Genomic DNA, 26,883 nt, shown 5'->3' with positions numbered 1-26,883 from the left:
ATTCAAATAGAATAGAACTGAGGATTCTCAAGCTGAAATTTGGTTAAATCTCTTTCCTTAGGATCTGATTAAATAGGCGTGTTTTTAGGTATTTGCCAGAAAATCAGCGCAGCAATGATGTTGATACTCGCCAAACATAATAGGGTGTAATTGAAGGCCTGTAATGTATGCGCAGTACCTAAATGCTGTGTAAATACATTCACCAATGTTCCTGCTAAAGCCACGCCTAGACTCATCGAAAGCATCATGATCATAGACAAGAAACTATTACCACTACTGGCATTCTGCTGAGATAAGTCTTTCAGCGTGAGTGTATTCATGGAAACAAATTGTAGAGAATTGAGTACACCAAAAATAAAGAAGTGAATTAAACGAAACCATGTCGGTGTGTCTGCGGTATGCAGTGCAAAACTGGCGATAAATACGCCGACCAATAAAGTATTGATCAATAGCACCTGACGATAGCCAAAGCGTTGAATCAGAGGGCGAATAATCGGTTTAGATGCCAAAGAACCCAATACTGTCGGGATCATTAGTAAGCCAGTAATGAATGGATCGAAACCAAACGCGACTTGTAGCATTAGAGGAAGAAGAAAAGGTAAGGCATTGCCACCAAAACGCGCAAAAAAATTGCCTAAAATTCCAATGGTGAAAATGCGATTTTTAAAAAGTGATGCTCTAAATAATGCATTTTGATGGGTAATCGCATGAAAGGCATAAATCAATGTCGCGACTACACCTGTGATGATCAAGGCGATACTTACCCATGCTGCACTTTGTTTATTGGCGAGATTTTCAATCCCGAGAGATAGCCCCACCATAGCGAATACTAAGAGTATGAATCCGCTGAAATCAAACTTTTTAACCGTTGTTTCTTTGACATTGGGCATCGCTTTGAAAGTTACAAATACGCCCAGTACGCCCATCGGAATATTAATTAAAAATATCCAATGCCAGGTCATATATTCAACCATCCAACCGCCTAAGGTTGGACCAATCAGTGGACCAATTAAACCTGCAAGACTCATTAAACTCATGGCTGCAAGAAATTGGGTACGTGGAATAATTTTGAGCATTGCCAAACGCCCTACAGGCAATAAGAATGCTCCGCCAATCCCTTGAATGACACGATATGTCAAAAGTTCATTCAGACTGCTCGAAAATGCACAACCGAGTGAGGCAAAGGTGAAAATCACAATTGCAGCAAAGAAGGTATTACGAACACCAAAACGATCCGCCAACCATCCACTTAGAGGAATACAGGCAGCGACTGAAAGAACATAGGCAACCACCACACTATGCATACTTAAAGGGTCTTCATTTAGACTATGAGCAATTGCTGGAATTGCAGTATTAATGATGGTGGTATCAAGCCCTTGCATGAAAAAACCAATTGCAACAAGAAAAACCAGTAATCGAAATCCTGGCTGTAATGCTTGGTGGGTTGGCGTGTTATTCATATCTAGCTTATTGGCTCAGCATGAGAGTAGGGTGATTGTTGAAATCAGCATATAGATTTATTGAATTGACTTATATTGCCACAAAACTGAAATCCAACAGTCACTGTTTTGAAATAAGCTGGTCATATATTAGTCGCATCTAATAACCTGATCATTTCTAATGAAAATTAAATTAAAAGCAGTTGTTCTTTCATTGTGTACATTGGGGTTAGTTGCTTGTAATGAGAGCAATGATTCAAAAAATGATTCAGAAGCGTCACAGGAGCTGACTCCAAACACGATAAGTTTAAAAAAAATTGGAGCATTTAATACGGGCATATTTGGTAAAAGTGCGGCTGAAATCCCTGCTTATGATGCAAAGAGTAAACGTGCATTTATTGTAAATGCTGAACAAGGCACTTTAGATGTTTTAGATTTAAGTGATCCAACTCATCCTAAAAAAATAAATGAAATTAAAGTCGATAACATTGCGTTAGGTGCTGAAGGGAATAGCGTTGCTGTACAAAATGGTATCGTTGCCATTGCAATTCAAGCTGCCAAAAAAACGGATACAGGCTATGTCGGCTTCTATCAAGCGAATGATTTAAAATATATCAGTCATGTAGATGTCGGGGCATTACCTGACATGCTTACCTTTACCCCTGATGGTAAAACCGTGTTGGTGGCTAACGAAGCGGAGCCATCTAATGATTATCAAATCGACCCTGAAGGTTCGATCAGTATTATTAATATTCAAGACCTTAACCACCCAAGTGTTAAAACAGCAGATTTCAAAGCATTTAATGGCCAAGAACAACAATTAAGAAATAAAGGTATACGTATCTTTGGGCCAAATGCCACAGCGGCACAAGATTTCGAGCCTGAATATATCACTGTATCTAAAGACGGAAAAACTGCATGGGCTGCATTACAAGAAAACAATGCCTTTGCTAAAATTGATATTGCACAAGCCAAAGTCACTGCAATCTATCCTTTAGGTTTTAAAGATCATGGCGCAGTTGGCAATGGCATGGATGTCAGTGATGCAGATGGATCTAATGGTGCTGGAGCGATTAATATTCAAACTTGGTCAAATGTCAGAGGTCTGTACATGCCTGATGCGATTTCAAGTTATGAAGTTAATGGTAAAACCTACATTATTTCTGCCAACGAAGGTGATGCACGTGCTTGGGGCGAAGATGATGCAGACTACTTTACAGGCAATACTCAAAAAGGTTTCGTGGAAGAATGGCGTGTCAAACACCTCGTACATAAAGCTGGCTTTGATCGTCGCTTAGGTGATGATTTACCTGCACATTTACGCTTACTTGCCAAAGGTGCAGAACTTAACCCAAGCAATTTTGCCTATTGTGGTGCAAAAGAAGCCGATGCCGGTGATTGCCGTGAAGATTTTAATTTAGGTCGCTTAAATATCACATGGACTGAAGGCTACCAAAAAAATAGTGATGGCTCGCCAAAACGCAATGCCCGTGGCAATCTTGTTTATGACCATCTGTATAGCTATGGTTCACGCTCGGTGAGTATTTGGACTGAAAATGCACAACAAAATGGTTTAGTTTTAGTTTGGGATTCAGGTGATCATTTTGAACAACATATTGCCAAAAATCATCCTGAAATCTTTAACTTTAACCACGAAGAAGCAGGTTTAGATAACCGCAGTGACAACAAAGGTCCAGAACCTGAAGGTGTTACTGTTGGACAGATTGGTGAGAAAACGTTTGCATTTATTGGCTTAGAACGTGTTGGTGGGGTGATGGTGTATGATGTTTCAACACCAACGAAACCGATCTTTGTACAATATATTAACTCACGTGAATTTAAAGCAGATACTAACGCAATTGAAGCAGGATTAGCAGGTGATTTAGGCCCTGAAGGATTAGTCTTTATTACTGCAAAAGATTCCCCAAATGGTCAACCATTATTAGTGGTCGGAAATGAAGTGAGTGGTTCTACCGCAATTTATCAAGTTACACTTAAATAGGCTTGGAATAGAATCCTAGAAAATAAAAAGAGCGATCAGGCTCTTTTTATTTTCTAATCGGAATGATTTTTAAAATGAAAATGTGTTTCTAAACCACAAATTTTTCAGGGCTATTGAGATTTTTAATCGCATTTAAAATCTGATGGGCATGATCACATACGATAATTTTAGCGCGATGCTGTGGTGGGAGAAAACCTTCCTGTACCGCATGATCTAATTGAGCAATTAAAGCATTATAAAACCCATTCACATTGTAGATCAGCATCGGTTTTTGATGTTGATTCAGCTGTCCCCAGGTTGCGATTTCCAAGATTTCCTCAAAAGTACCTAAACCACCCGGTAAGGCAACAAAAGCACTGGCACGTTCAGCCATCATGGCTTTGCGTTCGTGCATGGTTCTGACGACATGAAGTTCAGTCAATGTGCTGTGTGCGACCTCATAATCCAGCATGAATTCTGGAATAACGCCAACCACTTCACCGCCTGCATGAATCACACTATCTGCGACTTGTCCCATCAGCCCGATACTTGCCCCACCATAAACAATGCCAAAGCCTTTTTGCGCAATGCTTTCAGAGAGTTGAATTGCCTTTTCTTTATAGATTGGGTTATTACCAAAACGTGAACCGCAATAAAGTGCGACCAGTTTCTGTGTTGCAACTTTTTCCTTTTGCACCTTTTCTTGCTGAGTTTGAGCCTGTTGAATATCAATATTTTTACTTTTATTTAATGCATCGGGAGTAGGAGTATTTTCAGTTTTTTCTAGGTTATTTTGAAATTTGGGAAATAATGTATTCATTGATCACTGTCTACCTTTTATCTATTTTCATCGTACTTTTCATTTATTAATGTAAGCAAAAACAGTGACAAGATGGTGTTTTAAAACCACAAAATTGCAATGTTTTGTATCGTGAGCACTAAAATTTAAAAAATTGAACACTCTTTGTGAAAAAAACTGAAATTTGCTGCAATCTTTTCTATACTAAAGTTGTGTTTTACAACCAACGAACCCCCATGAGTAGTGATCGCGGTCAACTCGAACAACAATATTCTTTTGATAAGCAACAAATACATAATAAAGATAATCTGATATTGAATATCAGTCTAAATAGCGCCGAAATGTGGCGATTTAGCCTATTTCAAAGTGTGATGCAGGAGCATGCATCATGATTTTTGAATGGATGTCAGATCCCTCAGCATGGATAGGATTGGCAACACTGGTTGTATTAGAAATTGTTTTAGGGATTGATAATCTGGTCTTTATTGCGATTTTGGCGGAAAAGCTTCCACCTGAACAACGTGATAAAGCAAGGATCATCGGGCTTCTTCTTGCACTAGGAATGCGCTTAATCTTACTAGCCTCGATCGCATGGATTGTCACACTGACCAATCCAATCTTCTCCATTTTTGATCATCCATTCTCAGTTCGAGATTTGATTTTGATCATCGGGGGGATTTTCTTGCTCATGAAAGGGACACTTGAGTTACATGAGCGTTTGGAAAGTAAACCCGTCGTTAAAGAAGAGAATCCTGTCCACGCTGTATTTTGGATGGTCATCGTTCAAATTGTAGTTTTAGATGCCGTATTCTCACTCGACAGTGTGATTACAGCAGTCGGTATGGTGAAAGACTTATCGGTGATGATGATTGCCGTGATTATTGCTGTGGGAATCATGCTTTGGTCATCCAAAGCGTTGATGGACTTTGTGAATAAGCATCCCACCGTCGTGATTTTATGTCTTTGCTTCTTGATGATGATTGGTTTCTCGTTAATTGTCGAAGGTCTAGGCTTCCATATTCCGAAGAGTTATTTATATGCTGCAATTGGTTTCTCTGTGCTGATCGAGTTCCTCAATCAGTTGATGCGCCGTAATCAAGAAAAAACAGTATCGACCAATGATTTACGTTTTCGTACAGCATCTGCTGTGATGAGAATGTTGGGTGCGAAAAGTAGTTCTTCTGATGGTTCAAATAAACAAACAGAAGATGTATTGGCAACTCAAGCATTGGCAGAAGAAATATTTTCCGATGAAAATGCAGTTTACCAAAGTGTGATGGTACAAGGCGTGTTGGGGTTGTCAGAGCGACCTGTAAAATCGGTCATGACACCTCGACCTGATCTTGAGTGGATTGATTTGAATGAGGATATGGAATCGATCAAAACACAACTCTTACATATGAAGCATTCTCGTCTGATTCTGGCACATGGCGAACTCGATAACATTGCTGGTGTGGTTCAAACCCATAATGTCTTGAATGATTATATTGAGCTAGGTGAGTTTAATTTTGAGAAGCATCTACGTGAACCTGTGATCGTGCATGAAAATGCACAAGTTTTGATGGTCATGGAACAACTTCGTCAAGCACCCTTGCAAATGGCGATTGTATTGAATGAATACGGCTCGATTGAAGGGATCGCCACACCCATTGATATTTTGGAAGCGATCGCAGGTGAATTTCCAAATGAAACTGAACTAGATGCAGCTGCTGAAAGTTTGGATGATGGCTCGTTATTGATTGATGGTTCGACAGATATTCGTCATATTTCACTGTTGTTGAATCGAGATTTGGTCGATGAAGCAGAAGAGTATTCGACTTTGTCGGGATATATCTTATTTCACCTTGGGCATTTACCTCAGAATGGTGAAAAGTTTGAGGCTGAAGGCTATGTCTTTGAAGTAGTCACAATGGATGGACACAAAATTGAAAAAGTTCATATCATTCCAAATGAGGATGCAGAATCCTAATACTGAATGATGATGCCGAATCATCATTTAGGTGTGCATTTCATTCGCACCTGAGATGAAGCATGGTTAAAATAGTACTCAATCGAGTACTATTTTTTTTTGGAACACTGATGTCTGATCAAGTCTGTCCCTGCGGTCGTGGTAATTATGTAAGCTGTTGCCAACCTTTACACGTGGGTGAAGCCAAAGCAGTTACAGCAGAGCAACTTATGCGATCACGTTATAGTGCATTTGCACTGCATAATTCTGATTATATTGTGAACACAACAGCACTGGGGCAACAGCAGGCTTTAGATCAGCAGGCGATACTCGATTGGGCAAAGTCAAATCAATGGCTTAAACTTGAAATCGTTCAAGCTCAAGAGAAAGTTGATAAAAATCATGCTCGCGTCGAATTCAAAGCACATTATCACGATGGTCAATCGAATCAGGTTCATCATGAAGTATCCCACTTTGTCTACTTCGAAGAGCGTTGGTATTTTCTAGATCCGACTACAGATCAGCAAATCACTATGAAACAAGCCTGTATTTGTGGTTCAAGTAAAAAATTTAAGCAATGTTGTGCTCAATATTTGTAGAATTTATTTTTATTTAACATAGAATATTGCGCATCAATTACCCTCATTGGAAGAAGGGCGATGTTACTTACCGTTATTTATATTATTGCAATTACGGCAGAAGCCATGACAGGAGCTTTGTCTGCTGGTCGGCGTAGTATGGATTGGTTTGGTGTAATCATTATCGCCTGCGTAACTGCTTTGGGTGGTGGTTCAGTCCGAGATGTATTGCTTGGACACTATCCTTTGACGTGGGTGAAACATCCTGAATATCTTGTTTTAACCTGTTGTGCAGCGTTATTTACCATCTTCATTGCAAAGTGGATGCGTCATTTACGGTCAGTGTTCCTTCTTCTTGATGCACTCGGTTTAATTGGATTCACGATTATCGGTTGCCAAATTGCCATTCAAATGGAACAAGGCTTTGTGGTGTGTGCCGTTGCAGGTGTGCTGACAGGGGTTTCAGGCGGTATTTTACGTGATATTTTATGTAATGATGTACCTTTAGTATTCCGTCGTGAACTTTATGCCAGTATTTCATTTGTTGCGGTGATCTTTTATTGGGGATGCATCGAAGTCGGTTTCTCACAAGACATCACCATTATTTCTACCTTAATTTTTGGTTTTTCACTGCGCTGTATTGCGATCTACTTTGGTTTAGAAATGCCGAAATTTATTTATAAAGATGATGATGAACATTCAGCTTCATCTAAAGATGAAAGCTAAAGCTTAATTAAAACTAGAAAAAAATCATTTAAACCCGCAAAATGACCGACATAATGTGCGGTCATTTTGATCAGTACAACATATAAAAACAGCAATAATGATAATCCCTGTTGTGAAGACAGCATTTCCTTTAGAACTTGCAAAGCACACGATACAGAGACCTTGATATGGACTTAATCTCACGCGTACAACGCCTACCGGTTGGTAAATTTCATTACACCTTGCTATGGGTGATTGGTTTAGGCTGGATGTTTGATGCCATGGATACAGGACTGATCTCCTTTATTCTGGCAAAAATGGCAGAAGACTGGTCAATGACACCCACGGAAAAGGGGTGGGTCGTATCGATTGGTTTTGTGGGGATGGCCATTGGTGCTGTCTGTTCAGGAGCGTTGGCAGATCGAATTGGGCGTAAAGCCGTTTTTGCTTCGACGCTGGTGATTTACAGTATCGCTACAGCAGCCTGTGCATTTGCTCCGAATCTAACCTGGTTACTGGTATTCAGATTTATTGTTGGTTTAGGACTTGGTGGTCAGTTGCCTGTTGCGGTCACGTTGGTGAGTGAATATATTCCTGCGCATGTGCGTGGTCGCTTTATTGTTTTATTGGAAAGTTTTTGGGGCTTGGGTTGGCTCATTGCTGCCTTAGTTTCCTATTTTGTGATTCCATCTTTTGATTGGCATGTAGCATTTTTGATTGGTGGTTTGCCAGCGCTGTATGTATTTGTTATTTTAAAGAAAGTTCCAGAGTCTGTACCTTATTTGATCAATCGTGGCCGGATTGAAGAAGCGCATGCTTTAGTGCAAAAGCTTGAACGCCAATGTGGTGTTGAAGTGATTGAAACAATTGAGGTTAAACCTGTTTCCAGTCAAAACAATATTTCATTCCGTCAGTTATGGACAGGTGGTTTTGCGCGAAGAAGCTTGATGCTTTGGTTGATCTGGTTTGGGATCGTGTATTCCTACTACGGTATTTTTACATGGTTACCAAGTTTGTTGGTCAAAGAAGGCTATACCATCGTTCAATCGTTTGAATATGTTTTGGTCATGATTTTGGCACAATTACCAGGGTATATTGTGGCAGCATGGTTGGTTGAGAAACTCGGGCGAAAACCGACATTGGCAGGCTTTATTGCGATGTGTGCGGTGGCTGCTTACTTCTTTGGTCAATCGACGACCGTCGGTATGATCATGTTCTGGGGATGCCTAATGTCGTTCTTTAACTTAGGTGCATGGGGTGTGTTATATACCTACACGCCAGAGCAGTATCCAACCAATATTCGTGCTTTTGGTTCAGGTTGGGCGGCTGCGATTGGTCGAATAGGCGGTATTGTCGCGCCTTTAGTTGTGACACATATGATGGTGGCTGAAAATGGTTTTAGTCATGTATTTATGATGTTTACTGCTGTGCTCTTGGCGGTCGCTGCAGTGATTATTGTATTGGGTGAAGAAACCAAGGGCAAAACCCTAGAGTCGATTGGTATGTGATCGGTTCATCGTTTTAATGTAGAAAATCCAGTTTTTACAAACTCAATACTGAGAACTGGATGATTTTTAAACCATAAGACATAAATTGTCGCAGTGTATTGCTCCACACCCTTGTGCGGGAGCATCCTGCGACTTAGCATAACCACTTAGACACAAGAAATATTGAATAAGGACGAAAGGTTTTATGACAAGCCTTGCGCATCAAGCGACAGAGAATCGTTCTGTAGCAGAATTTACCGAACAAGCTTATCTTAATTACGCAATGTACGTCATTATGGATCGTGCATTGCCACATATTAGTGATGGTTTAAAACCTGTTCAGCGCCGTATTGTGTATGCGATGAGTGAACTGGGTTTAAAACACAGTGGTAAACCAAAAAAATCTGCACGTACAGTGGGTGATGTGTTGGGTAAATACCATCCACACGGTGACTCTGCTTGTTATGAAGCCATGGTGTTGATGGCTCAGCCTTTTAGTTATCGCTATCCTTTTATTGAAGGACAGGGTAACTGGGGGTCGCCTGATGATCCAAAATCTTTCGCAGCAATGCGTTATACCGAAGCCAAGTTATCTCAATATAGTGAAGTATTGCTATCAGAACTCGGTCAAGGTACTTGTGATTGGCAAGATAACTTTGATGGTTCAATGAAAGAACCTGTCAATTTACCTGCACGTGTACCGAATATTCTCTTGAATGGTACAACAGGGATTGCGGTCGGGATGGCAACGGATATTCCACCGCATAATCTACGAGAAGTCATTAAAGGGACGATTGCACTAATTCGCAATCCGAATTTAAATGATGAAAAGATTGCAGAATATATTCCTGCACCTGATTTACCAACCAAAGCTGAAATTATCACGCCACCAGATGAGTTGCTTAAGATTCAAAGCACGGGTCGTGGCAGTTATCGTATGCGTGCCGTTTACACGATTGAAAAAAATGAAATCGTGATTACGGATTTGCCGTATCAAGTTTCAGGTTCAAAAATTATCAGTCAAATTGCGGATCAAATGACAGCGAAAAAACTGCCATTGGTCAGCGATGTTCGTGATGAATCCGATCATAAAAATCCAACGCGTTTGGTGATCGTTCTACGTTCAAATCGTATTGATGCCGATTCAGTGATGAGCCATTTATTTGCGACCACTGATTTAGAGTCGAGCTATCGTGTCAACATGAACATGATTGGTGCAGATGGTCGTCCGCAAGTTAAATCAATCCGTCGTATTCTTTTAGAATGGATTGAAATTCGTAAATCTACAGTCACTCGCCGTCTTCAATACCATTTAAATAAAATCGAAAAACGTTTACATATTTTAGGCGGATTGATTTTAGCCTACCTCAATATTGATGAAGTGATCCAAATCATTCGTGAAGAAGATCAACCAAAACCTGTATTGATGGAACGATTTGGTCTCGATGAGATTCAGGCAGAAGCTATTTTAGAACTCAAACTTCGTCATTTGGCAAAGCTTGAAGAAATGGAAATGCGCCGTGAGCAAGAAGAGCTTGAGGCAAAAGCAGCGATTATTCGTGAACAATTGGCAAATCCTGAATCATTAAAAAATCTCATCATCAATGAACTGAAAGATGATGCGAAAAAATTTGGTGACGACCGCCGTTCGCCAATTGTCCAGCGTGCTGAAGCATCTGCAATTAGTGAACAAGACTTCATGCCTGCAGATCCTGTGACCGTGATTTTGTCAGATGCGGGTTGGATTCGTTGTGCTAAAGGGCATGACGTTGATGCCGAAAATGCAAATTTCCGTGCAGGTGATAAATACCTCAGCCATGCGCAAGGTAAATCGAATCAGAAAGTATATGTGATGGATGAATCAGGTCGTAGTTATGCATTGCCGATCAGTGCATTACCTTCGGCTCGTGGTTTGGGTGAACCGCTCAGTTCAAAACTGTCACCAGCGAGTGGCGTTGGTTTTAAACAAATTTTTATTGCAGATGATGAAGCTGAAATATTAGCGGTGAGTTCAAAAGGCTACGGCTTTAAGACCCAAGCCAAACAGCTGGATACCAATGCCAAAGCAGGTAAAGCTTTCTTAAGCCTAGCTGATGGTGCTGAAATGATGCCATTAGACGTGATAAGTGGTCATTCTCATTTGGCTGTACTGAGTAGTACTGGTCGTTTGTTGTTAATTGAGCTGTCAGAATTGCCAATGCTAAATAAAGGTAAAGGCAATAAGTTGATACAACTTGATACAAGTGAACGAATTTTGTCCATGACTTCGCTTGATTTAAATGAAACAATTCAGGTGGTTGCAGGACAACAACAATTAAAATTGAAAGGCGATGATCTGCAAAAATATGTGGCAAAACGTGCGACCAAAGGTCAGCTCTTACCACGCGGATATCAAAAAGCAAATAAACTGTTCATTCAAAGATAAAACTAGCATCCCTTGATCAAAATACGTTATATATGAATCGTATTTAATTAAATGGATGCATTATTGAGCACAAACAAATTGAATAAATTTGCTCAATATTGAAAAGAACAGTTTAAAACCAAGGATTACTAATTGGAGAATAGGGCATTATGGAAAAGATTTGGTTCGCTGAATACCAAAAGACTGGGATTCCAGAAACTGTAGAATTGCCACCGGAAAATACTTCTCTTATTGATGTTTTTGAACGTAATTTCCAGAAATTTGGTTCGCGCGATGCTTTTATCTTTATGGATAAAACATTGTCGTTCAATGAACTTGATGTTGCCAGTCGTCAATTTGCTGCTTACCTACAAGGCTTAGGTCTAGCCAAAGGTTCACGTGTAGCTGTGATGATGCCGAACGTTCTACAGTATCCAGTCGTTGCTCTTGCTGTATTACGTGCAGGTTTAGTTCTTGTGAACGTGAACCCGCTTTATACAGCACGTGAATTAGAACATCAGTTAAATGACTCAGGCTCTGAAGCTTTGGTTATTATTGAAAACTTCGCTTCGGTATACCAAGCGATTATTGGTAAAACACCAGTGAAGCATGTGATTGTGGCTTCTGTTGGCGACATGCTTGGTACACTTAAAGGTACTTTGGTGAATTTTGTATTGCGTAAAGTACGTAAGCAAATTCCTGCATGGAACATTCCAGGTCATGTGACATTCAATGCTGCGATGGCAAAAGCCAATGCAAGCAACTATAAGCGTCCAAGCATTTCTTTAAGTGATACGGCTGTATTGCAATATACAGGCGGTACAACAGGGGTGTCTAAAGGTGCAGAATTAACGCATCGCAACCTTGTATCGAACATGCTGCAAGCTGATGGTATTTTCCAAAGTAAATTTGGTAAAGCTGATGGGTCTAAAGACGACCGTATTTTCTGTGCCTTACCGCTTTATCATATCTTTGCATTTATGGTGTGCGCACTTTACGGGATGTACAAAGGTCAGGCCAATGTCTTGATTCCAAACCCGCGTGATTTACCAGCAGTCATTAAAGAACTTCGTAAATATCAGCCGGGCTTCTTCCCTGCGGTAAATACGTTGTTTAATGCTTTGGTACATAACGAAGAATTCCAACAGCTTGATCACAGTAAACTGGTGATGGCGATGGGTGGTGGTATGGCTGTATTGCCTTCGACTGCTGCTGCGTGGAAAAAAATTACGGGTACCAATATTATTGAAGGATATGGTCTATCTGAGACCTCTCCAATTGCAACGGCAAACCCACCAGCATCTGAAGAATTCAGCGGTACGATTGGTATTCCATTGCCTTTAACAGATGTTGCGATTTTAGATGATGATGGTAATCATCTGGCACTTGGTGAGCAGGGCGAAATTTCGATTCGTGGCCCTCAAGTGATGAAGGGTTATTGGAATCGTCCTGATGAAACTGCAAAAGTCATGACTGCTGATGGATATTTCCGTACCGGTGATATCGGTGTGATGGACAGCCGTGGTTATGTCAAAATCGTTGATCGTAAAAAAGATATGATCTTGGTTTCTGGTTTTAACGTTTATCCTTCAGAAATTGAAGAAGTCATTGCAACACATCCAAAAGTCTTGGAAGTGGCTGCAATTGGTGTAACGGATGAGAAGTCAGGTGAAGTGCCTAAACTGTTTGTTGTGAAGAAAGATCCTTCATTAACGACAGAAGAAGTTCTTGCGTATGCGAAAGAGAATTTAACCGGCTACAAACGCCCACGCTATGTTGAATTTTTGGATGAATTACCTAAATCGAATGTGGGTAAAATTTTACGTAAGGATTTACGCAAATAAATTGATTTTGAGACACAAAAAGCGCCCTAGGGCGCTTTTTTATGGCATAAACAAACTTATTTTTTCATAAACCAACGATCAATATATGGACGGCTAATCCCAACAATACCGACAAATGTCATCATGGTTCCCGCATGGCGTCCTACTGCTTGTAAAGGAATCGTCCCGTGATAACTGAAGTAGATATCGACTAAGCTATAAATGGTGACAAAGAGTAGCCATAGTTTTAAATTTGCGCGTTTAATGCCAACTGCATAAAATGCAACCCAGAGAACTAAAAAAGTCCCTAAAGTCGATTGCCAATTGAGGTTGGCGCAGATCACACAAATTAAAAATGCAACGATAGGCAAAACAAAATAAAGTACACGATCGACTTTTTTCTGCTGTACGTGTTGTTGATCTAATACATCAAACAGTTCTTTCTGATCAGAATTTGCCATATCCGTTCCAATGAAAATTTCAAAAACGCAATAATTTAACAAAAATTATCGCATATACACCATGCTATGATATGACCTATAAGAAATTATTGGATAGAAAATTCATGTATGGGATTGATGGCATCATATATTTAATTTTAATTGCCTGTTTAATGCCTTACGTTTTTACCATTATTGCGAAAATCGCAGCGGGTTTTAACGTCAAAGATAATCAAAACCCACGTGAGTTTTTGGCAAAATCCACAGGCTTAGCTGCGCGTGCCAATGCAGCACAACAGAACAGTTTTGAGAGTCTTCCTTTATTCATTGCATCTATTTTGATGGCTGAATATATGGTGATTTCACAAGTTATTATCATGATGTTGGGTGGGGCATATATCGTGTTACGCGCGATTTATGGTATCTGTTATTTACTGAATCTTTCGACACTACGGTCAATTATTTGGTTTTTGTCGATGGCATGTCCAATTTATTTATTGATCTTAGTGATTCGGTTAATGTAAAACTGACCGATAGGCATACCCAAACATATTCTTGCAAATGTATAATCGAATGATGCTTGCTTGATAAAGCGTTATAATCAACACTATTTATTGAACACTACACTGTTAAAGAGTTTCCTATGAGCTACAGTAACATTCCAGCGGGTAAAGACGCACCAAACGATATCTACGTAATTATCGAAATTCCTGCAAATGCAGCACCGATCAAATACGAAATCGATAAAGATTCTGATGCATTGTTTGTAGACCGTTTCATGGGTACAGCAATGTTCTACCCTGCAAACTATGGCTATGTACCAAATACTTTGTCTTTAGATGGTGATCCACTTGATGTTTTAGTGGTTACTCCACATCCAGTTGAGCCAGGTTCTGTAATTCGTTGCCGTCCAGTGGGCAAATTGAATATGGAAGATGACGGTGGTGTAGATGCTAAACTTGTTGCAGTTCCACACGACAAATTGACACCAATCTATAAAGATATTCAAGAATATACGGATCTTCCACCGTTATTGATCAGCCAAATTGAACACTTCTTCCAACACTACAAAGATCTTGAGCCAGGAAAATGGGTTAAGTTGAGTGGTTGGGAAGGTGCGGATGTTGCTAAGCAAGAAGTTCTTAGCTCTATCGCTGCATATGCTGAAGCAAACAAATAATTGTTTGTTGATAATTTAGTCTTTTTCTTTAAAGACTGAATAAAAAAACCTGCACAATGTGCAGGTTTTTTTTTAACTTGGATTTTCTTAGAAATTAGAATAATTTCACAGGAATATCTAAGAATAAGCGCCATTCATTCGTATCTGGCATGTAGTAGTCATTTGCATAAGCATCATCATTACGATAATGAGAATAACGTACACGTAAGCTAGCATCTTTCGCAAAACCAGATTGAACGGTATATTTCACTTGGTTAAAGATTTCACTTTCTTTTGCATTACTATCTGTTGCGGTATCGATGTCCCAACCATAAACATATGCCGAAGTCCAACTTAATCCAGGAGTAACATATTGGCCTAGGTCTACGCTATATTGAACTTGAACTGATTTTTCATCGCGACCGTTGAAATCAGATAAATACGAGTTAGGTAGGTAGATACTTTGGAAGCCATCAGCATTTTCACCGTATGCATAACCGGTATTACCTGTACTTTGTTGGTAAGCCAACATGACATTGTGTGCACCAGTATTATAAGAACCTGAAATTGCCCAAATATTATTGCTACGATCATCTGAGTTAGCATCTAATGTTGAAGATGATGCGCTTGCACCTTTATCCCATTCGGTACGATAACCACTGAAGTCATACGTTAATGAAGCATTATTTGCTAAAGGTTGTTTAAAATTAGCATTTACATAATGGCGCTCTAAAGCATTTTTACTGTCGATACCGTAGTATGAGCCATTAATTTGATCATTAAATTTATATTTAGCACCCCAAACAATTGCACTATCAAGCTTATTTTCATCAGTAGAAATTTGCTCAGACATTTGATTTTTGGTGAATTTACCAACGACAACTTCTAAGTTTTCGATCTCGTGGCTTTTCGCTAAAACGCCTTCAAAATACTCAGGAACCATACGACCTGTATTGCTTGCAAGCACAGGAAGATCTAGGACTTGAGTACCATATTCAACAGTGGTATTTGAAATACGTGCTTTAACACTTGCACCACCTCGTGCCCAATGATCATACGCATCTTTCGTACCATCAGCATTGAGCTGATCGTGTACTGGAATCATATTATTTCCAGTATGACCATTTTTACCGAGTTTAATAGATGCATCACCTACAGCATTGATACCGAAACCAACAACACCCTGAGTGAAACCAGATTCTAGTTTGACAATTGCAGATTGAGCAAATGAGCTATTATCTTCTCCTGGAGCTACATTCTTTTTATCACGTTGAATATAGCCTGTACGGAATAATACTGATCCTTCAGCATCTTCAACAAAGCCTTTTGACTCGCTTTGTTCACTTGCAAATGCAGTTGAAACCAAAGCAGCTTGAATGAGGACTACTAATGTTAATTTTTTTGATTTTTGCATTGGGGACGCCTCATACAAAATGATTATGAATGTGAAATTAAATGTATACACAATGTATAACAAATTATAATTCATTATATTTTTTTTTCATCAAATCGTTATGAGATCTTGGTATATAGCAAATTAAAAAAATTAATTGAATAGTGGATTTTAATTTTTATAAAAATCAACATTTTGAGCATTAATGATGCTTGTTTAAATGATTATTGACGTGTCAAAACAGGTATGAAATTACAATATTTTAGGAATTTTTTTGTTATTTGATCGATTTGTTAATCTTTAAGCTTATATATTCAACAAAATGAATGTTTAAAGAAGCTCTTTAATTTTGAAAAATTACACTCTTTTTTGTTAAACATTAAAGTAGCCTTTAAGAAATTAAATTTTCAGCAATATTTTTTTATCCAATTTGAATACAATAGCACCAAATAATGAGTGTGAAGAACAATGTTGATTGATAGAAAAATAGTCATCGGGTTGGGGATAGGTCTAAGCATTTTAGCGACAACGACTTTTGCAGATGATCAGCCTTCAGTTTTAAATGGTGTGGTATCTGGAAATATTGGTGCAGTCACTAAATATATCTATCGTGGTGGTGTAGAAAATGATGATATCGCGCTACAAGGTGGTTTAACGTATACCCATAATAGCGGTGTTTTTGTAGGATATTGGGGATCAACTTTGGACTATGATCCAAAGGGACGAGATCATGGCTCAGAGCATGATTTCTCTATAGGTTTTGCCAATACGATTAATGATGATTGGAGTTATAGTTCTCAAATCATGGCTTATGTCTATCAAAATGGCGGCAATACTTATAATGATGATCGAACAGAAAAGCGTTCGACGACTGGCTATGACTTGGTCAATGACATCAGTTATAAAGATTTGAGCTTAGGTCTTACGGTCAGTTTAGCAGATGCGGATTATGGTAATGCAGGAGATGTTTACTTAAGTGCAGCCTATAGTTATGCATTACCATATGAGTTCTCTTTAAATACAAGTATTGGTGCATCTATTTATAATGATGGCCGTGATGATTCGATTGTTCAAACCGCCCATGACTTTACAATGAATGAAGTCCGTTTAGGATTGAGTAAACCATTATTAGATACAGGTATTGAAATGAGTCTGGATTATATCTGGGGTGGTCGAGATCGATATGATGAAAAACTGGATGATCATTTAGTTTATGGCGTAACTTATAGTTTTTAAACATTTAGCATTGATCACAAAGTGTATCGTGTTTTACGATGCACTTTTTTTATGCACAAATTAAGGATGTGTTTAAATTTTAGACTCAAAATAAGGCAGATTGTAAGAAAATATAAATTGTATTTATGCCCACTTTAAAAAAATAGAAGTCCACTTTTTAGTATGAAACTTAGAGGTAGATAAATTTATTAAATATTCTAAATTTAAAAATAATTATTAAAAACAATAATTTGTATTTTAATAGCAGTTTCTTCAGTATTTTTTTTAAATTTTGGCATGGCTGTTGCTATTAACCCTACGAGTTTATCAATTATCAAAAAAGACATCTTAAGCATAGGATGTAGGGGACTAAAATGAAATTAACTTTAAAAGTACTAGGTCTAGCAGTAGTAGCATCAGCATCAACCATCACTTTTGCAGAAGCACCGGCTTTACCTTATGGTTTAAGTTTCAGTGGTTCTGCAGCCGTTACTACAGATTACCGCTTCCGTGGTGTGACTCAAACCTCAAGTGATCCTGCGGTGCAGGCTGGATTCACTTTGGGTCATACTTCTGGTCTTTATTTTGGCTTATGGGGTTCAAATGTAGATTTTGGTGAAGGTTCTCCAAGTCTAGAACTTGATCCTTCGATTGGTTATGCGACGACACTTGATAATTTTGCAAGCAAGCCTGTATTAGATCTGGGTGTAGTTTATTACAACTACCCAAGTGAAAGTGATTTAAACTGGTTAGAGCTTTATGGAAAAATGACATTCAAAGATGTTTTAACAGCTGGAGATGGTATTTTAACAAATGTGAATTTCACCAACGACTATGCTGGTGCTGATTTAGACAGTTGGAATGTTAATGCAACTTACTCTGCGCCATTAGGTTCATCAGGTTTTGGTGGTGTAGTGGGTGTAGGTTACACAGATATTGATGAAGATGATTTTTTCAATGGTGATGATAACTATGTCGATTGGAAAGCCGGTGTAACGTATAACTTTAAAGCTCTTCCAAGTGTGACAGCAGAATTAGCAGCCGTAGGTTCAAATGTTGATACAGATGGTATGAGTCATAGTGTTAAACGTGGTTATGAAACAGGTGCGGTATTCACTTTAACGAATACATTCTAAATTTTTTAAAACAAAAAGCCCCTTTCGGGGCTTTTTTAATGAAATTATATTTGGGATCAGGGTATGAAGTTAAAGCTTTAATTATTCTGTTCTCGATAAGACAAAGCTTCAGTTAAATGCGATGACTGGATTTTTTCACTCAAGCTCAAATCAGCAATGGTACGTGCAACCCGCAGGATACGATGATAAGCACGTGCTGAAAGATTCAAGCGCTGTTGTGCCATAGCCAAAATGTTTTGTGAAGACTCATCTAGCAGTGCATAAATTTCCAATTGCTGTGGAGTTAAAGCCTGATTTAAAAAGCCTTGACGTTTAATTTGAAGATGGTAAGCATCTATTACTCTAGCTCTAACGGTCTCAGAAGTTTCAACAGGTTTAGGATCTTGAAGATCTTGTGATTTCAAAGGTGGGACATCGATGTGTAAATCGATCCGATCTAATAGCGGTCCTGAGATTCTATTCTGGTAACGCTTAATTGACTCAGCAGAGCATTGGCAGCGACTGTCTTGATTAAAAGCATAACCACAAGGGCAGGGGTTCATTGCGGCAATAAACTGGAAATTGGCAGGAAAAGTGATTTGTCGTGAGGCTCTAGAAATCACGATCTCTTTCGACTCCAAAGGTTGTCGTAATACTTCAAGAACCTTTCGGTCAAACTCAGGCAGTTCATCTAAGAATAATACGCCTAAATGAGCTAATGTAATTTCCCCCGGTTTTGGATGTGAGCCACCACCAACCAATGCTACCGCTGATGCTGTGTGATGAGGTGCTCTAAAGGGTCTTTGTCCAAAAGGGTGTTGGGTATTTGCAATAGAATAAATACTCGCAACTTCTAAGTTTTCTTGGGCTGTGAGTGGTGGCAAAATACTAGACAAACGAGAAGCCAATAAGGTTTTACCAGTACCTGGTGGGCCTTTGAATAGGATCGAGTGACCACCAGCTGCTGCTATCTCTAAAGCGCGTCGTGGTCTCAGTTGTCCTTTCACATCAGCGAGATCATATTTATAAATATGATGTTCATTTTTAAGTGTGTTTGAAAATGCATCAATAGGGTGCGTTTTTAGAAAATGATCACAGACTTCTCTCAAACTTTTTGCACCAAACACTTCAAAATCAGGTAATTGAGATGCTTCATCTGCATTCGCACTAGAAAGCATCAATTTATGTTGAGCAATCTGACAAGCCATCGCAATTGCCAGTGTTCCACTGACAGGTCTTAACATCCCATCTAATGCCAACTCACCAATGAATTCATAAGCATCTGTCACATTTTCAGGGAGTTGTCCTGATGCAATCAGAATTCCTAGCGCAATGGGAAGATCAAGTCGAGAGCCATCTTTAGGTAAATCCGCAGGTGCAAGGTTGATGGTGAGACGCTTAGTAGGGAATAAAAAACCGCTATTGATAATTGCGGAACGAACACGATCTTTACTTTCGCGAACGGCAGCTTCAGGTAATCCAACAATGGTCAGAGAGGGCAAACCCTGACTGACATGCACCTCGACTTCAATCAGTGGAGCATGTAAGCCAAGGACGGCGCGCGTATATATTTTTGAAAAAGACATAGCTATAGACCTAATATTTTTATTTTGCTTTATTTTTAATCGTTTTTATTTTAATTTTGCACAAAAAAAGTGCGTTTTAATGTTTTTGTTGAATGAGTGCTTCTAAAGCTTTGACTTGCTGCTGTAATTGATCGAGACGCTCATTGGCATTGGAAAGAGCAGTTTTTTGGCGTTCGATTTCATCTTTCGAAACTAAGTCCATTTTAGTCACAGCTTCATTGAGTAGGGCGCGAAGATTATTTTCTACGTCTTTTTTAGGTTGATCTAGCTGTTCTAATATCGCTTGTAATAATGTTTCGATCATGTGTTATCCAAAATACATCATATTGATTTGCATTGTAACATTGCTTTTCTATAGGCCCTACATATAACTATATAGCATAGGACAAACCAATAACAAGATGAGTAATTACGATCAAAAATTGTATGTTTTTTTGAAGCTTAAACGTATGTAGATGTATAAAATAAGGTATAAGATGTTTCTTGCTGGAATGGATTAATCACCCCAACCATTATGAAGTTTTGGCATGAAATTTGAACATAAAACCTTACTGGTGAAAAAAGCCGAAGGAAAACAACATGAAACTTGTAACAGCAATCGTTAAACCATTCAAACTCGATGACGTGCGTGAAGCACTTTCTGAAATTGGCGTTCAGGGTATTACCGTAACAGAAGTGAAGGGCTTTGGTCGTCAAAAAGGCCACACTGAGCTTTACCGTGGTGCTGAATATGTCGTCGATTTTCTACCAAAAGTAAAAATTGAAATCGCAATCAGTGATGAAATGGTTGATCCAGTTATTGAATCAATCACTCGTGTAGCAAGCACTGGCAAAATTGGTGACGGAAAAATTTTCGTAACTAACTTAGAACAAGTCATCCGTATCCGTACAGGTGAAACTGGCGCAGATGCTGTTTAATTTGGCACGAAGTTTGCTGAGTTAGACCTAACTCGCAAAAAATCAGGTTGGGGGATACGAATGAAAAAGATGCTATTTGCGCTGAGTTTATCTGGCGCACTTTTAGGTGGTTCTGTTGCATGGGCAGAGACTGTTGTGTCAGAACATGCAGTGACGGAAGGTGTAGCAGTTGTTGCAACTGAAACACCTTCAGCTGTTGCCACTGATGCTGTTGTGGAATTACCAACAGCGGTTGAGGCTCCAGTTGTAGAAGAACCAAAATTAGATACAGGTGATACAGCGTGGATTTTAGTATCTACCGCACTTGTATTATTAATGACGATTCCTGGTCTTGCGTTGTTCTACGGCGGTATGGTTCGTAAGAAAAACGTATTAAGCACAATGGCACATAGCTTTGTTGCAGCAGCAATTGTCAGTATTACATGGGTTGCAGTCGGATATAGCCTTGCCTTTGGTGAAGGAAATGCCTTTATCGGTAGCCTAGACAAAGTCATGTTGTCTGGTATCACGACAGAGGCACTCACAGGTACGATTCCTGAAATTCTCTTCGTTATTTTCCAAATGACCTTTGCCATTATTACTGTAGCCATCATTACAGGTTCTATCGCAGAGCGTATGAAATTTGGTGCTTTCGTAGCCTTTATTACAATCTGGTCAATCGTGGTTTATGCACCAATTACTCACTGGGTGTGGGGTGGTGGTTGGTTAGGTAACGATGGTGCGCTAGATTTTGCTGGTGGTACGGTTGTACATATTAACTCTGGTGTTGCCGGTCTAGTTGCTGCATACATGCTTGGTAAGCGTATGGGGCTAGGTCGTGAATCAATGGCCCCTCATAACCTTGTATTGACTGTGATCGGTGCAAGTTTAATTTGGGTGGGTTGGTTTGGTTTCAATGGTGGTTCTGCTCTAGGCGCAAATGGTTCTGCAGGTTATGCATTGGTTGTAACGCAAGTTGCAGCAGCAGCGGCAGCAATCGCTTGGTTAATTACTGAAAAAGTTGTACGCGGTAAGGCTTCGGTACTTGGTGGTGCTTCTGGTGCTGTCGCGGGTCTGGTTGTGATTACACCTGCTGCTGGATTCGTAACAGTGGGTGGTGCATTGGCAATGGGGCTGATCGGTGGTGTCGTATGTTTCTGGGGTATTACTGCACTTAAACGCGCTCTGAAAGCAGATGATTCATTAGATGCTTTTGGTCTACACGGTGTGGGTGGTATCGTTGGTGCAATCTTGACCGCATTCTTTGCAAGCGAATTCATCATGGGTGATAAAGCACCTACGAGTGTAATGAGCCAATTATGGGTACAAGTTGAAGGTGTACTTGCAACGATCGCTTACTCAGCAGTATTAACATTCATTATTCTTAAAGTGATTGATCTTGTGATTGGTATCCGTGTTGAAAATGATGATGAACGCATGGGTCTCGATTTGAGTCAACATGGCGAACGAATCGAATAATTGAAAGTGATAGATTTAATGAAACAATATATTCGCTAAAAACAAATATCAATATATTGTGTGAAACAGTCCTTCGGGGCTGTTTTTTTTCTATATATTGATGAAAGCTCAACAATCGAATATTTTTTTGATACACTAAGCTTAAATACAAATTGTTCAATTAAAACGCTATGCATTGTCCATTTTGCAACGCGGCAGACAGTAAAGTCATAGACTCTCGTTTAGCTGCTGAAGGCTGTCAAATCCGTCGTCGTCGAGAATGTATTTCTTGTAATGAACGCTTTACGACTTTTGAAAGTTTTGAGGTGGTGATGCCGCGTGTCACCAAATCTGATGGAAAAAATGAGCCTTATGATGAGGCAAAACTTCGTCGTTCGCTGATGCATGCTTTACAAAAGCGTCCTGTAACACAAGAACAGATTGAAACTGTACTCAGTGATATTCAACTACAAATTCGCCGTTTAGGTGAGCGTGATGTGCGGTCACGTACCATTGGTGAGATCGTGATGAAGGCATTGTTTGCGCTTGATCATGTTGCCTATGTACGCTTTGCTTCAGTGTATCAAGACTTCCAAGATGTAGAAGCATTTCGTCGTCAAATTGAACAAATGCAAAATCGAGATTCTGATTAACATTCTACGCCATTGTTCTTCATTTCAGATTTAGGAAAATTATGTCTGTGTTACCACATGAGCCCAATCAACTTAATTCTCAATCGCAAGATCAAGTTTGGATGAGATGTGCGATTGCTTTGGCTCGAAAAGGACAGTATGCAACGCGACCTAATCCGAATGTTGGTTGTGTGATTGTCAAAGATGGGCAGATGATTGGTGAAGGGTTTCATCCTCAAGCAGGCCACCCGCATGCCGAGGTCTTTGCACTTCGTCAGGCGGGTGAAGCTGCACGTGGTGCGACTGCATATGTCACTCTAGAACCCTGTGCACATTATGGTCGTACACCTCCATGTGCCAAAGGCTTGGTTGAGGCTGGGGTAAAAAAAGTTGTGGTTGCATGTACTGATCCAAATCCATTGGTGGCTGGAAAGGGCATCGATATTTTGCGTCAAGCAGGTGTTGAAGTCGAAGTTGGAATATGTGAAGAAGAAGCTAAACAATTAAATAAAGGTTTTCTCAAAGCCATGGCTACTGGAATGCCTTATGTTCGATTAAAAGTTGCATCGAGCCTTGATGGACGGACGGCAATGGCTTCAGGTGAATCAAAATGGATCACAGGAAGCGAAGCACGTTTGGATGTACAACATTGGCGCGCCATCTCAGGTGCTGTAATTACAGGGATTGAAACGGTTTTAGCAGATGATCCGCAATTAAATGTACGTCAATTGCCTGATGCGAATGTCGAACAGATTGTACAACCAAAGCGTGTTATTTTAGATCGTCATGGTCGTTTACCTTTAGATGCAAAGCTCTTAGAGCACCCAGAAACTGTCATGGTCATGGGACCTTTTCGATCTGAGCTTGCACAACGTGGCGTGATTCAGCTTGAAGTTCAGTCATTGACTGACTTGTTAAAAGCATTAAAAGATTTTCAAATTTATGATGTATTGATTGAGGCAGGTGCAACACTTTCGACTGCATTTTTGCAGGAAAATTTGGTTGATGAAATGATCAGCTATATTGCACCTACTTTCCTTGGTCAATCTGCTCGTGCCATGTTCAATGCTGAATTTATCAGCATGGCAGAACAACTTCGTTTTGAACTGAAAGAAGTTACCCAAGTGGGTGGCGATATCCGTTTAAAACTCACCCCTTCTAAGAGTTAGTATGAATTCAGAGTCAACGGTTTACCATAAACGTCGTCATGCAGCACGCACTACAGATGAATACTTATTTAACCAACTTGTACCCTATTTAGGGAACAAGCGTCGTTTATTACATCTTATTTTAGAAGCACTAGAAAGCACAGGAACACTCAATAATAAAAATGGTCGTGCGCCTATTTTTGCAGATTTTTTTGCAGGAAGTGGTGTGGTATCACGTTTGGCACGTCAAAATGGTTATCGAGTGATTGCCAATGACTGGGAACCGTATAGCCATGCACTGAATAATGCGATTCTTTCTTGTACAGATGCACCCGCATTTAAAGAGTTAGGCGGTTATCAAAAGGCCTTAGACTATTTAAATCGCTTACCTGAAGTTAAAGGTTGGGTCACACATAATCTTTGCCCGCGTAATGATGAAATTTATGATCCAAGTCGTGATCGTCTATTCTTCAAACGCCGTAATGGTATGAAAATTGACGCGATTCGTCAGCAAATTGCCACTTGGCAGGCTCAGGGTGCGATTGATGATGTTGAAATGAGTGCTTTATTGTCACCACTTCTTTATTCAGCAAGTTTCGTCAGTAACACTTCAGGCGTATTTAAGAGCTTTCACCATGGTTGGGGGGGCAAGACGCAGACTGCATTGGAACGGATCGAATCATTACTGTGGTTAACTCCGAACCGCTTCTGTGAAATAGGTGATCCTAAAGTGCCTATGGCTGAAATGTGGTGCGTTGATGCACAACATTTGGCGAATCAAATGAGTGGCTTTGAAGTGGATGTGGCTTATTTAGATCCTCCGTATAATCAACATGCATATAGCAGCAATTATCATGTTTTGAATGCTTTAACTTTATGGGATCAAGTCGATTTACCGACACCAGATACTAAAGGTTATAAAAGTGGAATTGATCGTGCTTGGCGTAAAGAGCGTCCAAGTCCTTATAACTCTTCAAAATATGCAAAAGAAGCCTATGAAAAGTTATTGTCGACCATCAATGCACGTTACATTCTAACCAGTTATTCAACCGATGGTAATATTGAGGCAGGCGATTTACTTAAAGCTAACCTTGAGCGTGGTCGTGTCACTTTATTGACGCAAGATGTACCACGTTACCGCGTAAGTAAACAACGTCAATCAGAACGTGCACGCGTGCTAGAGTTTATTGTGATCACAGATACCCATGCGAAGTCTGGGCCTCCGATTCGTCAGTTATTAGGGCAGTTGCATCATTATGCTGAGTTAGGTGGCGTGGATGCGACAGGCGTCGCGACACAGTTAGATTTGTGGTAAAAATTAAAGAATATTTAGAGATACAGATATGTTCACAGGCATTATTGAAAGTTTAGGTCAAGTAGAAAGTCTTCAAAGTGTAGGTGGGGATATTCGTTTACGTATTCAAAGTAATTTGGATATGTCAGACGTGCATTTGGGTGACTCGATTGCAACCAACGGAATTTGCTTAACAGTGATTGATTGGGGCGATAATTGGTACGCAGCTGATGTTTCTCGTGAAAGTTTAAATCGTTCAACCGTGGGTCAATGGAAAGTTGGTCAAGCGGTCAATGTTGAAAAAGCGATGTTACCAACTACACGTTTTGGTGGGCATATCGTTAGTGGGCATGTTGATGCTGTTGGTGAAATTACGATGCTTCGTCAGGATGCGCGTTCATTATATTTTGAAGTGACAGCACCTGTAGAAATTGCAAAATATTTGGCTGAAAAAGGGTCTGTGACTGTAGATGGTATTAGTTTAACCATTAATCACTTACGCGGAAATATTCTTAGCTTGAATTTGATTCCTCATACAGCAGAAAGAACCAATATTGGTACGTGGAAAACAGGGTCTAAGGTAAACTTAGAAGTTGATGTTTTAGCACGTTATATTGAGCGTTTACTCTTGGGTGATAAAGCTGCTGAACAGAAACCTGAGTCCAAACTCAGTATGGATTTTTTAGCAGCGAATGGATTTTTGCGTTAAAAACAGACTAAAATAGACTACAGCCTAATTTATTAGGCTGTTTTGTTTTGTGAATATTCAACTTTATATCTTAGAAATGATGTGGAGAAACAACATGCAACGAGTACGTGTGAATGATTGATTTTTTACTACATCTTGAACAGTTGCTGCCAATGTTACTGGAGCAGTACGGTATTTGGATTTACGCCATTCTATTTTTAGTGATTTTTGCTGAAACAGGTTCAGTCTTCATGTTCTTCTTGCCAGGTGATAGTTTGCTTATCGCTATTGGTGCTTTATGTTCCACAACAGAACTGATCCATTTACATTATATGGGCGTGACTTTATTTATCGCCAGTGTGTTGGGTTATACCGTAAATTACTATACAGGTCGTTGGTTAGGACTCAAATATTTTAATAAACATACTCGCTACTTCAAGCCTGAATATTTAGAAAAGACCAATTACTATTTTATTAAGCATGGTGGTAAGACCATTTTGGTTGCACGTTTTATTCCTTTTGTTCGTTCTTCAGCACCTTTTGCAGCAGGTGCGACGCACATGAACCTTGCGAGTTTTACTTTTTACAATGTATTGGGCGGTTTTATATGGATTGGCTTATTATTAGCCATGGGTTATGGTGTTGGAGAAACACTGTCGACAGTCATTTCAATTTTATAAATTTTTTTTAAACA

At 39.5% G+C, this 26,883-nt stretch carries 24 protein-coding genes; 18 read left to right on the top strand and 6 right to left on the bottom strand.

Translation table 11 applies throughout. The annotated features are described in order from the left end of the window. Nucleotides 1-68 precede the first annotated feature (68 nt). Nucleotides 69-1,460 carry a multidrug transporter subunit MdtD gene (gene mdtD, locus AC5YDM_RS12845; protein ID WP_496152479.1) on the bottom strand — a complete coding sequence of 464 codons (1,392 nt, stop codon included), beginning with the start codon at nt 1,458-1,460 and terminating at the stop codon, nt 69-71. A 160-nt stretch (nt 1,461-1,620) separates the two neighbouring features. Here mdtD and AC5YDM_RS12840 point away from each other — a divergent pair, with 160 nt between their 5' ends. Further along, entirely contained in the window at nt 1,621-3,441 is a 1,821-nt protein-coding gene (locus AC5YDM_RS12840) for a choice-of-anchor I family protein (protein WP_496152478.1), read from the top strand. Nucleotides 3,442-3,529: 88 nt separating this feature from the next. Here AC5YDM_RS12840 and AC5YDM_RS12835 read toward each other — a convergent pair whose 3' ends face one another. Further along, nucleotides 3,530-4,240 (bottom strand): LOG family protein, encoded by a 711-nt coding sequence (locus tag AC5YDM_RS12835; RefSeq protein ID WP_496152477.1) that lies wholly within the window; start codon nt 4,238-4,240, stop codon nt 3,530-3,532. 367 nt (nt 4,241-4,607) lie between these two features. Here AC5YDM_RS12835 and AC5YDM_RS12830 point away from each other — a divergent pair, with 367 nt between their 5' ends. The 6 genes from AC5YDM_RS12830 to AC5YDM_RS12805 all read left to right on the top strand — a co-directional run bounded on the left by AC5YDM_RS12830 (nt 4,608) and on the right by AC5YDM_RS12805 (nt 13,185). Next, nucleotides 4,608-6,188, top strand: coding sequence for a TerC family protein (locus AC5YDM_RS12830; RefSeq protein WP_496152476.1), 1,581 nt, complete (start codon nt 4,608-4,610; stop codon nt 6,186-6,188). A 110-nt stretch (nt 6,189-6,298) separates the two neighbouring features. Next, nucleotides 6,299-6,766: a YchJ family protein gene (locus tag AC5YDM_RS12825; protein ID WP_496152475.1), complete on the top strand. Its 468-nt coding sequence runs from the start codon at nt 6,299-6,301 to the stop codon at nt 6,764-6,766. 60 nt (nt 6,767-6,826) lie between these two features. Then, nucleotides 6,827-7,471: a trimeric intracellular cation channel family protein gene (locus tag AC5YDM_RS12820; RefSeq protein ID WP_496152474.1), complete on the top strand. Its 645-nt coding sequence runs from the start codon at nt 6,827-6,829 to the stop codon at nt 7,469-7,471. Nucleotides 7,472-7,638: 167 nt separating this feature from the next. Then, the gene (niaP, locus tag AC5YDM_RS12815) at nt 7,639-8,958 is read left to right on the top strand and encodes a niacin transporter NiaP (protein ID WP_496152473.1); all 1,320 of its coding nucleotides are present in this window, start codon (nt 7,639-7,641) and stop codon (nt 8,956-8,958) included. A 184-nt stretch (nt 8,959-9,142) separates the two neighbouring features. Next, on the top strand, nt 9,143-11,362 hold the full coding sequence (gene parC / locus AC5YDM_RS12810; protein WP_496152472.1) for a DNA topoisomerase IV subunit A: 2,220 nt from the start codon (nt 9,143-9,145) through the stop codon (nt 11,360-11,362). Nucleotides 11,363-11,511: 149 nt separating this feature from the next. Next, nucleotides 11,512-13,185, top strand: a complete 1,674-nt coding sequence (locus tag AC5YDM_RS12805; protein ID WP_496152471.1) for a long-chain-fatty-acid--CoA ligase — start codon at nt 11,512-11,514, stop codon at nt 13,183-13,185. 56 nt (nt 13,186-13,241) lie between these two features. Here AC5YDM_RS12805 and AC5YDM_RS12800 read toward each other — a convergent pair whose 3' ends face one another. After that, on the bottom strand, nt 13,242-13,625 hold the full coding sequence (locus tag AC5YDM_RS12800) for a hypothetical protein (protein WP_496152470.1): 384 nt from the start codon (nt 13,623-13,625) through the stop codon (nt 13,242-13,244). Nucleotides 13,626-13,729: 104 nt separating this feature from the next. Between AC5YDM_RS12800 and AC5YDM_RS12795 the strand changes: the two genes are divergently transcribed. Together AC5YDM_RS12795 and ppa are read left to right on the top strand one after the other, a co-directional pair. Then, entirely contained in the window at nt 13,730-14,128 is a 399-nt protein-coding gene (locus AC5YDM_RS12795; RefSeq protein ID WP_496152469.1) for an MAPEG family protein, read from the top strand. A 119-nt stretch (nt 14,129-14,247) separates the two neighbouring features. After that, nucleotides 14,248-14,784: an inorganic diphosphatase gene (ppa, locus tag AC5YDM_RS12790; protein WP_086214507.1), complete on the top strand. Its 537-nt coding sequence runs from the start codon at nt 14,248-14,250 to the stop codon at nt 14,782-14,784. Nucleotides 14,785-14,878: 94 nt separating this feature from the next. Here ppa and AC5YDM_RS12785 read toward each other — a convergent pair whose 3' ends face one another. Continuing rightward, the gene (locus tag AC5YDM_RS12785) at nt 14,879-16,177 is read right to left on the bottom strand and encodes an OprD family outer membrane porin (protein WP_496152468.1); all 1,299 of its coding nucleotides are present in this window, start codon (nt 16,175-16,177) and stop codon (nt 14,879-14,881) included. A gap of 447 nt (nt 16,178-16,624) precedes the next feature. Between AC5YDM_RS12785 and AC5YDM_RS12780 the strand changes: the two genes are divergently transcribed. Continuing rightward, a complete protein-coding gene (locus AC5YDM_RS12780; RefSeq protein ID WP_496152467.1) occupies nt 16,625-17,392 on the top strand; it encodes a TorF family putative porin in 768 nt (255 codons plus the stop codon). Nucleotides 17,393-17,745: 353 nt separating this feature from the next. After that, nucleotides 17,746-18,507, top strand: coding sequence for a TorF family putative porin (locus AC5YDM_RS12775; RefSeq protein ID WP_496152466.1), 762 nt, complete (start codon nt 17,746-17,748; stop codon nt 18,505-18,507). A 77-nt stretch (nt 18,508-18,584) separates the two neighbouring features. On the opposite strand, the gene AC5YDM_RS12770 is transcribed toward AC5YDM_RS12775, so the two are convergent. Together AC5YDM_RS12770 and AC5YDM_RS12765 are read right to left on the bottom strand one after the other, a co-directional pair. After that, nucleotides 18,585-20,072 (bottom strand): YifB family Mg chelatase-like AAA ATPase, encoded by a 1,488-nt coding sequence (locus tag AC5YDM_RS12770; RefSeq protein ID WP_496152465.1) that lies wholly within the window; start codon nt 20,070-20,072, stop codon nt 18,585-18,587. 76 nt (nt 20,073-20,148) lie between these two features. Continuing rightward, a complete protein-coding gene (locus AC5YDM_RS12765) occupies nt 20,149-20,376 on the bottom strand; it encodes an accessory factor UbiK family protein (RefSeq protein ID WP_496152464.1) in 228 nt (75 codons plus the stop codon). A gap of 275 nt (nt 20,377-20,651) precedes the next feature. Here AC5YDM_RS12765 and glnK point away from each other — a divergent pair, with 275 nt between their 5' ends. The 7 genes from glnK (at nt 20,652) to AC5YDM_RS12730 (ending at nt 26,869) form a co-directional block, all read left to right on the top strand. After that, complete coding sequence (gene glnK, locus AC5YDM_RS12760) at nt 20,652-20,990, top strand: P-II family nitrogen regulator (RefSeq protein ID WP_496152463.1); 339 nt, start codon at nt 20,652-20,654, stop codon at nt 20,988-20,990. A 60-nt stretch (nt 20,991-21,050) separates the two neighbouring features. Next, on the top strand, nt 21,051-22,448 hold the full coding sequence (locus tag AC5YDM_RS12755) for an ammonium transporter (protein WP_496152462.1): 1,398 nt from the start codon (nt 21,051-21,053) through the stop codon (nt 22,446-22,448). A 170-nt stretch (nt 22,449-22,618) separates the two neighbouring features. Next, a complete protein-coding gene (gene nrdR / locus AC5YDM_RS12750; protein WP_496125953.1) occupies nt 22,619-23,080 on the top strand; it encodes a transcriptional regulator NrdR in 462 nt (153 codons plus the stop codon). Nucleotides 23,081-23,121: 41 nt separating this feature from the next. Beyond that, entirely contained in the window at nt 23,122-24,228 is a 1,107-nt protein-coding gene (gene ribD, locus AC5YDM_RS12745) for a bifunctional diaminohydroxyphosphoribosylaminopyrimidine deaminase/5-amino-6-(5-phosphoribosylamino)uracil reductase RibD (RefSeq protein ID WP_496152461.1), read from the top strand. A 1-nt stretch (nt 24,229) separates the two neighbouring features. Then, nucleotides 24,230-25,522 carry a DNA adenine methylase gene (locus tag AC5YDM_RS12740; protein WP_496152460.1) on the top strand — a complete coding sequence of 431 codons (1,293 nt, stop codon included), beginning with the start codon at nt 24,230-24,232 and terminating at the stop codon, nt 25,520-25,522. A gap of 28 nt (nt 25,523-25,550) precedes the next feature. Then, nucleotides 25,551-26,210, top strand: a complete 660-nt coding sequence (locus tag AC5YDM_RS12735; protein WP_496152459.1) for a riboflavin synthase — start codon at nt 25,551-25,553, stop codon at nt 26,208-26,210. 113 nt (nt 26,211-26,323) lie between these two features. Then, nucleotides 26,324-26,869: a VTT domain-containing protein gene (locus AC5YDM_RS12730; RefSeq protein WP_496152458.1), complete on the top strand. Its 546-nt coding sequence runs from the start codon at nt 26,324-26,326 to the stop codon at nt 26,867-26,869. Nucleotides 26,870-26,883 lie beyond the last annotated feature (14 nt).

This window comes from Acinetobacter sp. CY81 (assembly GCF_059515925.1).
Note: the sequence above shows the minus strand (reverse complement) of the source record. Positions and strands in the feature narration are given on the sequence as shown.

Coding starts and splice junctions, on each gene's coding strand:
- AC5YDM_RS12795 (WP_496152469.1), top strand. CDS start 13,730: ATGTATGGGATTGATGGCATCATATATTTAATTTTAATTGCCTGTTTA.
- AC5YDM_RS12830 (WP_496152476.1), top strand. CDS start 4,608: ATGATTTTTGAATGGATGTCAGATCCCTCAGCATGGATAGGATTGGCA.
- parC (WP_496152472.1), top strand. CDS start 9,143: ATGACAAGCCTTGCGCATCAAGCGACAGAGAATCGTTCTGTAGCAGAA.
- AC5YDM_RS12755 (WP_496152462.1), top strand. CDS start 21,051: ATGAAAAAGATGCTATTTGCGCTGAGTTTATCTGGCGCACTTTTAGGT.
- AC5YDM_RS12835 (WP_496152477.1), bottom strand. CDS start 4,240: ATGAATACATTATTTCCCAAATTTCAAAATAACCTAGAAAAAACTGAA.
- AC5YDM_RS12735 (WP_496152459.1), top strand. CDS start 25,551: ATGTTCACAGGCATTATTGAAAGTTTAGGTCAAGTAGAAAGTCTTCAA.
- AC5YDM_RS12805 (WP_496152471.1), top strand. CDS start 11,512: ATGGAAAAGATTTGGTTCGCTGAATACCAAAAGACTGGGATTCCAGAA.
- AC5YDM_RS12800 (WP_496152470.1), bottom strand. CDS start 13,625: ATGGCAAATTCTGATCAGAAAGAACTGTTTGATGTATTAGATCAACAA.
- AC5YDM_RS12770 (WP_496152465.1), bottom strand. CDS start 20,072: ATGTCTTTTTCAAAAATATATACGCGCGCCGTCCTTGGCTTACATGCT.
- AC5YDM_RS12765 (WP_496152464.1), bottom strand. CDS start 20,376: ATGATCGAAACATTATTACAAGCGATATTAGAACAGCTAGATCAACCT.
- AC5YDM_RS12780 (WP_496152467.1), top strand. CDS start 16,625: ATGTTGATTGATAGAAAAATAGTCATCGGGTTGGGGATAGGTCTAAGC.
- niaP (WP_496152473.1), top strand. CDS start 7,639: ATGGACTTAATCTCACGCGTACAACGCCTACCGGTTGGTAAATTTCAT.
- AC5YDM_RS12785 (WP_496152468.1), bottom strand. CDS start 16,177: ATGCAAAAATCAAAAAAATTAACATTAGTAGTCCTCATTCAAGCTGCT.
- AC5YDM_RS12730 (WP_496152458.1), top strand. CDS start 26,324: ATGATTGATTTTTTACTACATCTTGAACAGTTGCTGCCAATGTTACTG.
- AC5YDM_RS12840 (WP_496152478.1), top strand. CDS start 1,621: ATGAAAATTAAATTAAAAGCAGTTGTTCTTTCATTGTGTACATTGGGG.
- mdtD (WP_496152479.1), bottom strand. CDS start 1,460: ATGAATAACACGCCAACCCACCAAGCATTACAGCCAGGATTTCGATTA.
- AC5YDM_RS12825 (WP_496152475.1), top strand. CDS start 6,299: ATGTCTGATCAAGTCTGTCCCTGCGGTCGTGGTAATTATGTAAGCTGT.
- AC5YDM_RS12775 (WP_496152466.1), top strand. CDS start 17,746: ATGAAATTAACTTTAAAAGTACTAGGTCTAGCAGTAGTAGCATCAGCA.
- AC5YDM_RS12820 (WP_496152474.1), top strand. CDS start 6,827: ATGTTACTTACCGTTATTTATATTATTGCAATTACGGCAGAAGCCATG.
- glnK (WP_496152463.1), top strand. CDS start 20,652: ATGAAACTTGTAACAGCAATCGTTAAACCATTCAAACTCGATGACGTG.
- ppa (WP_086214507.1), top strand. CDS start 14,248: ATGAGCTACAGTAACATTCCAGCGGGTAAAGACGCACCAAACGATATC.
- nrdR (WP_496125953.1), top strand. CDS start 22,619: ATGCATTGTCCATTTTGCAACGCGGCAGACAGTAAAGTCATAGACTCT.
- ribD (WP_496152461.1), top strand. CDS start 23,122: ATGTCTGTGTTACCACATGAGCCCAATCAACTTAATTCTCAATCGCAA.
- AC5YDM_RS12740 (WP_496152460.1), top strand. CDS start 24,230: ATGAATTCAGAGTCAACGGTTTACCATAAACGTCGTCATGCAGCACGC.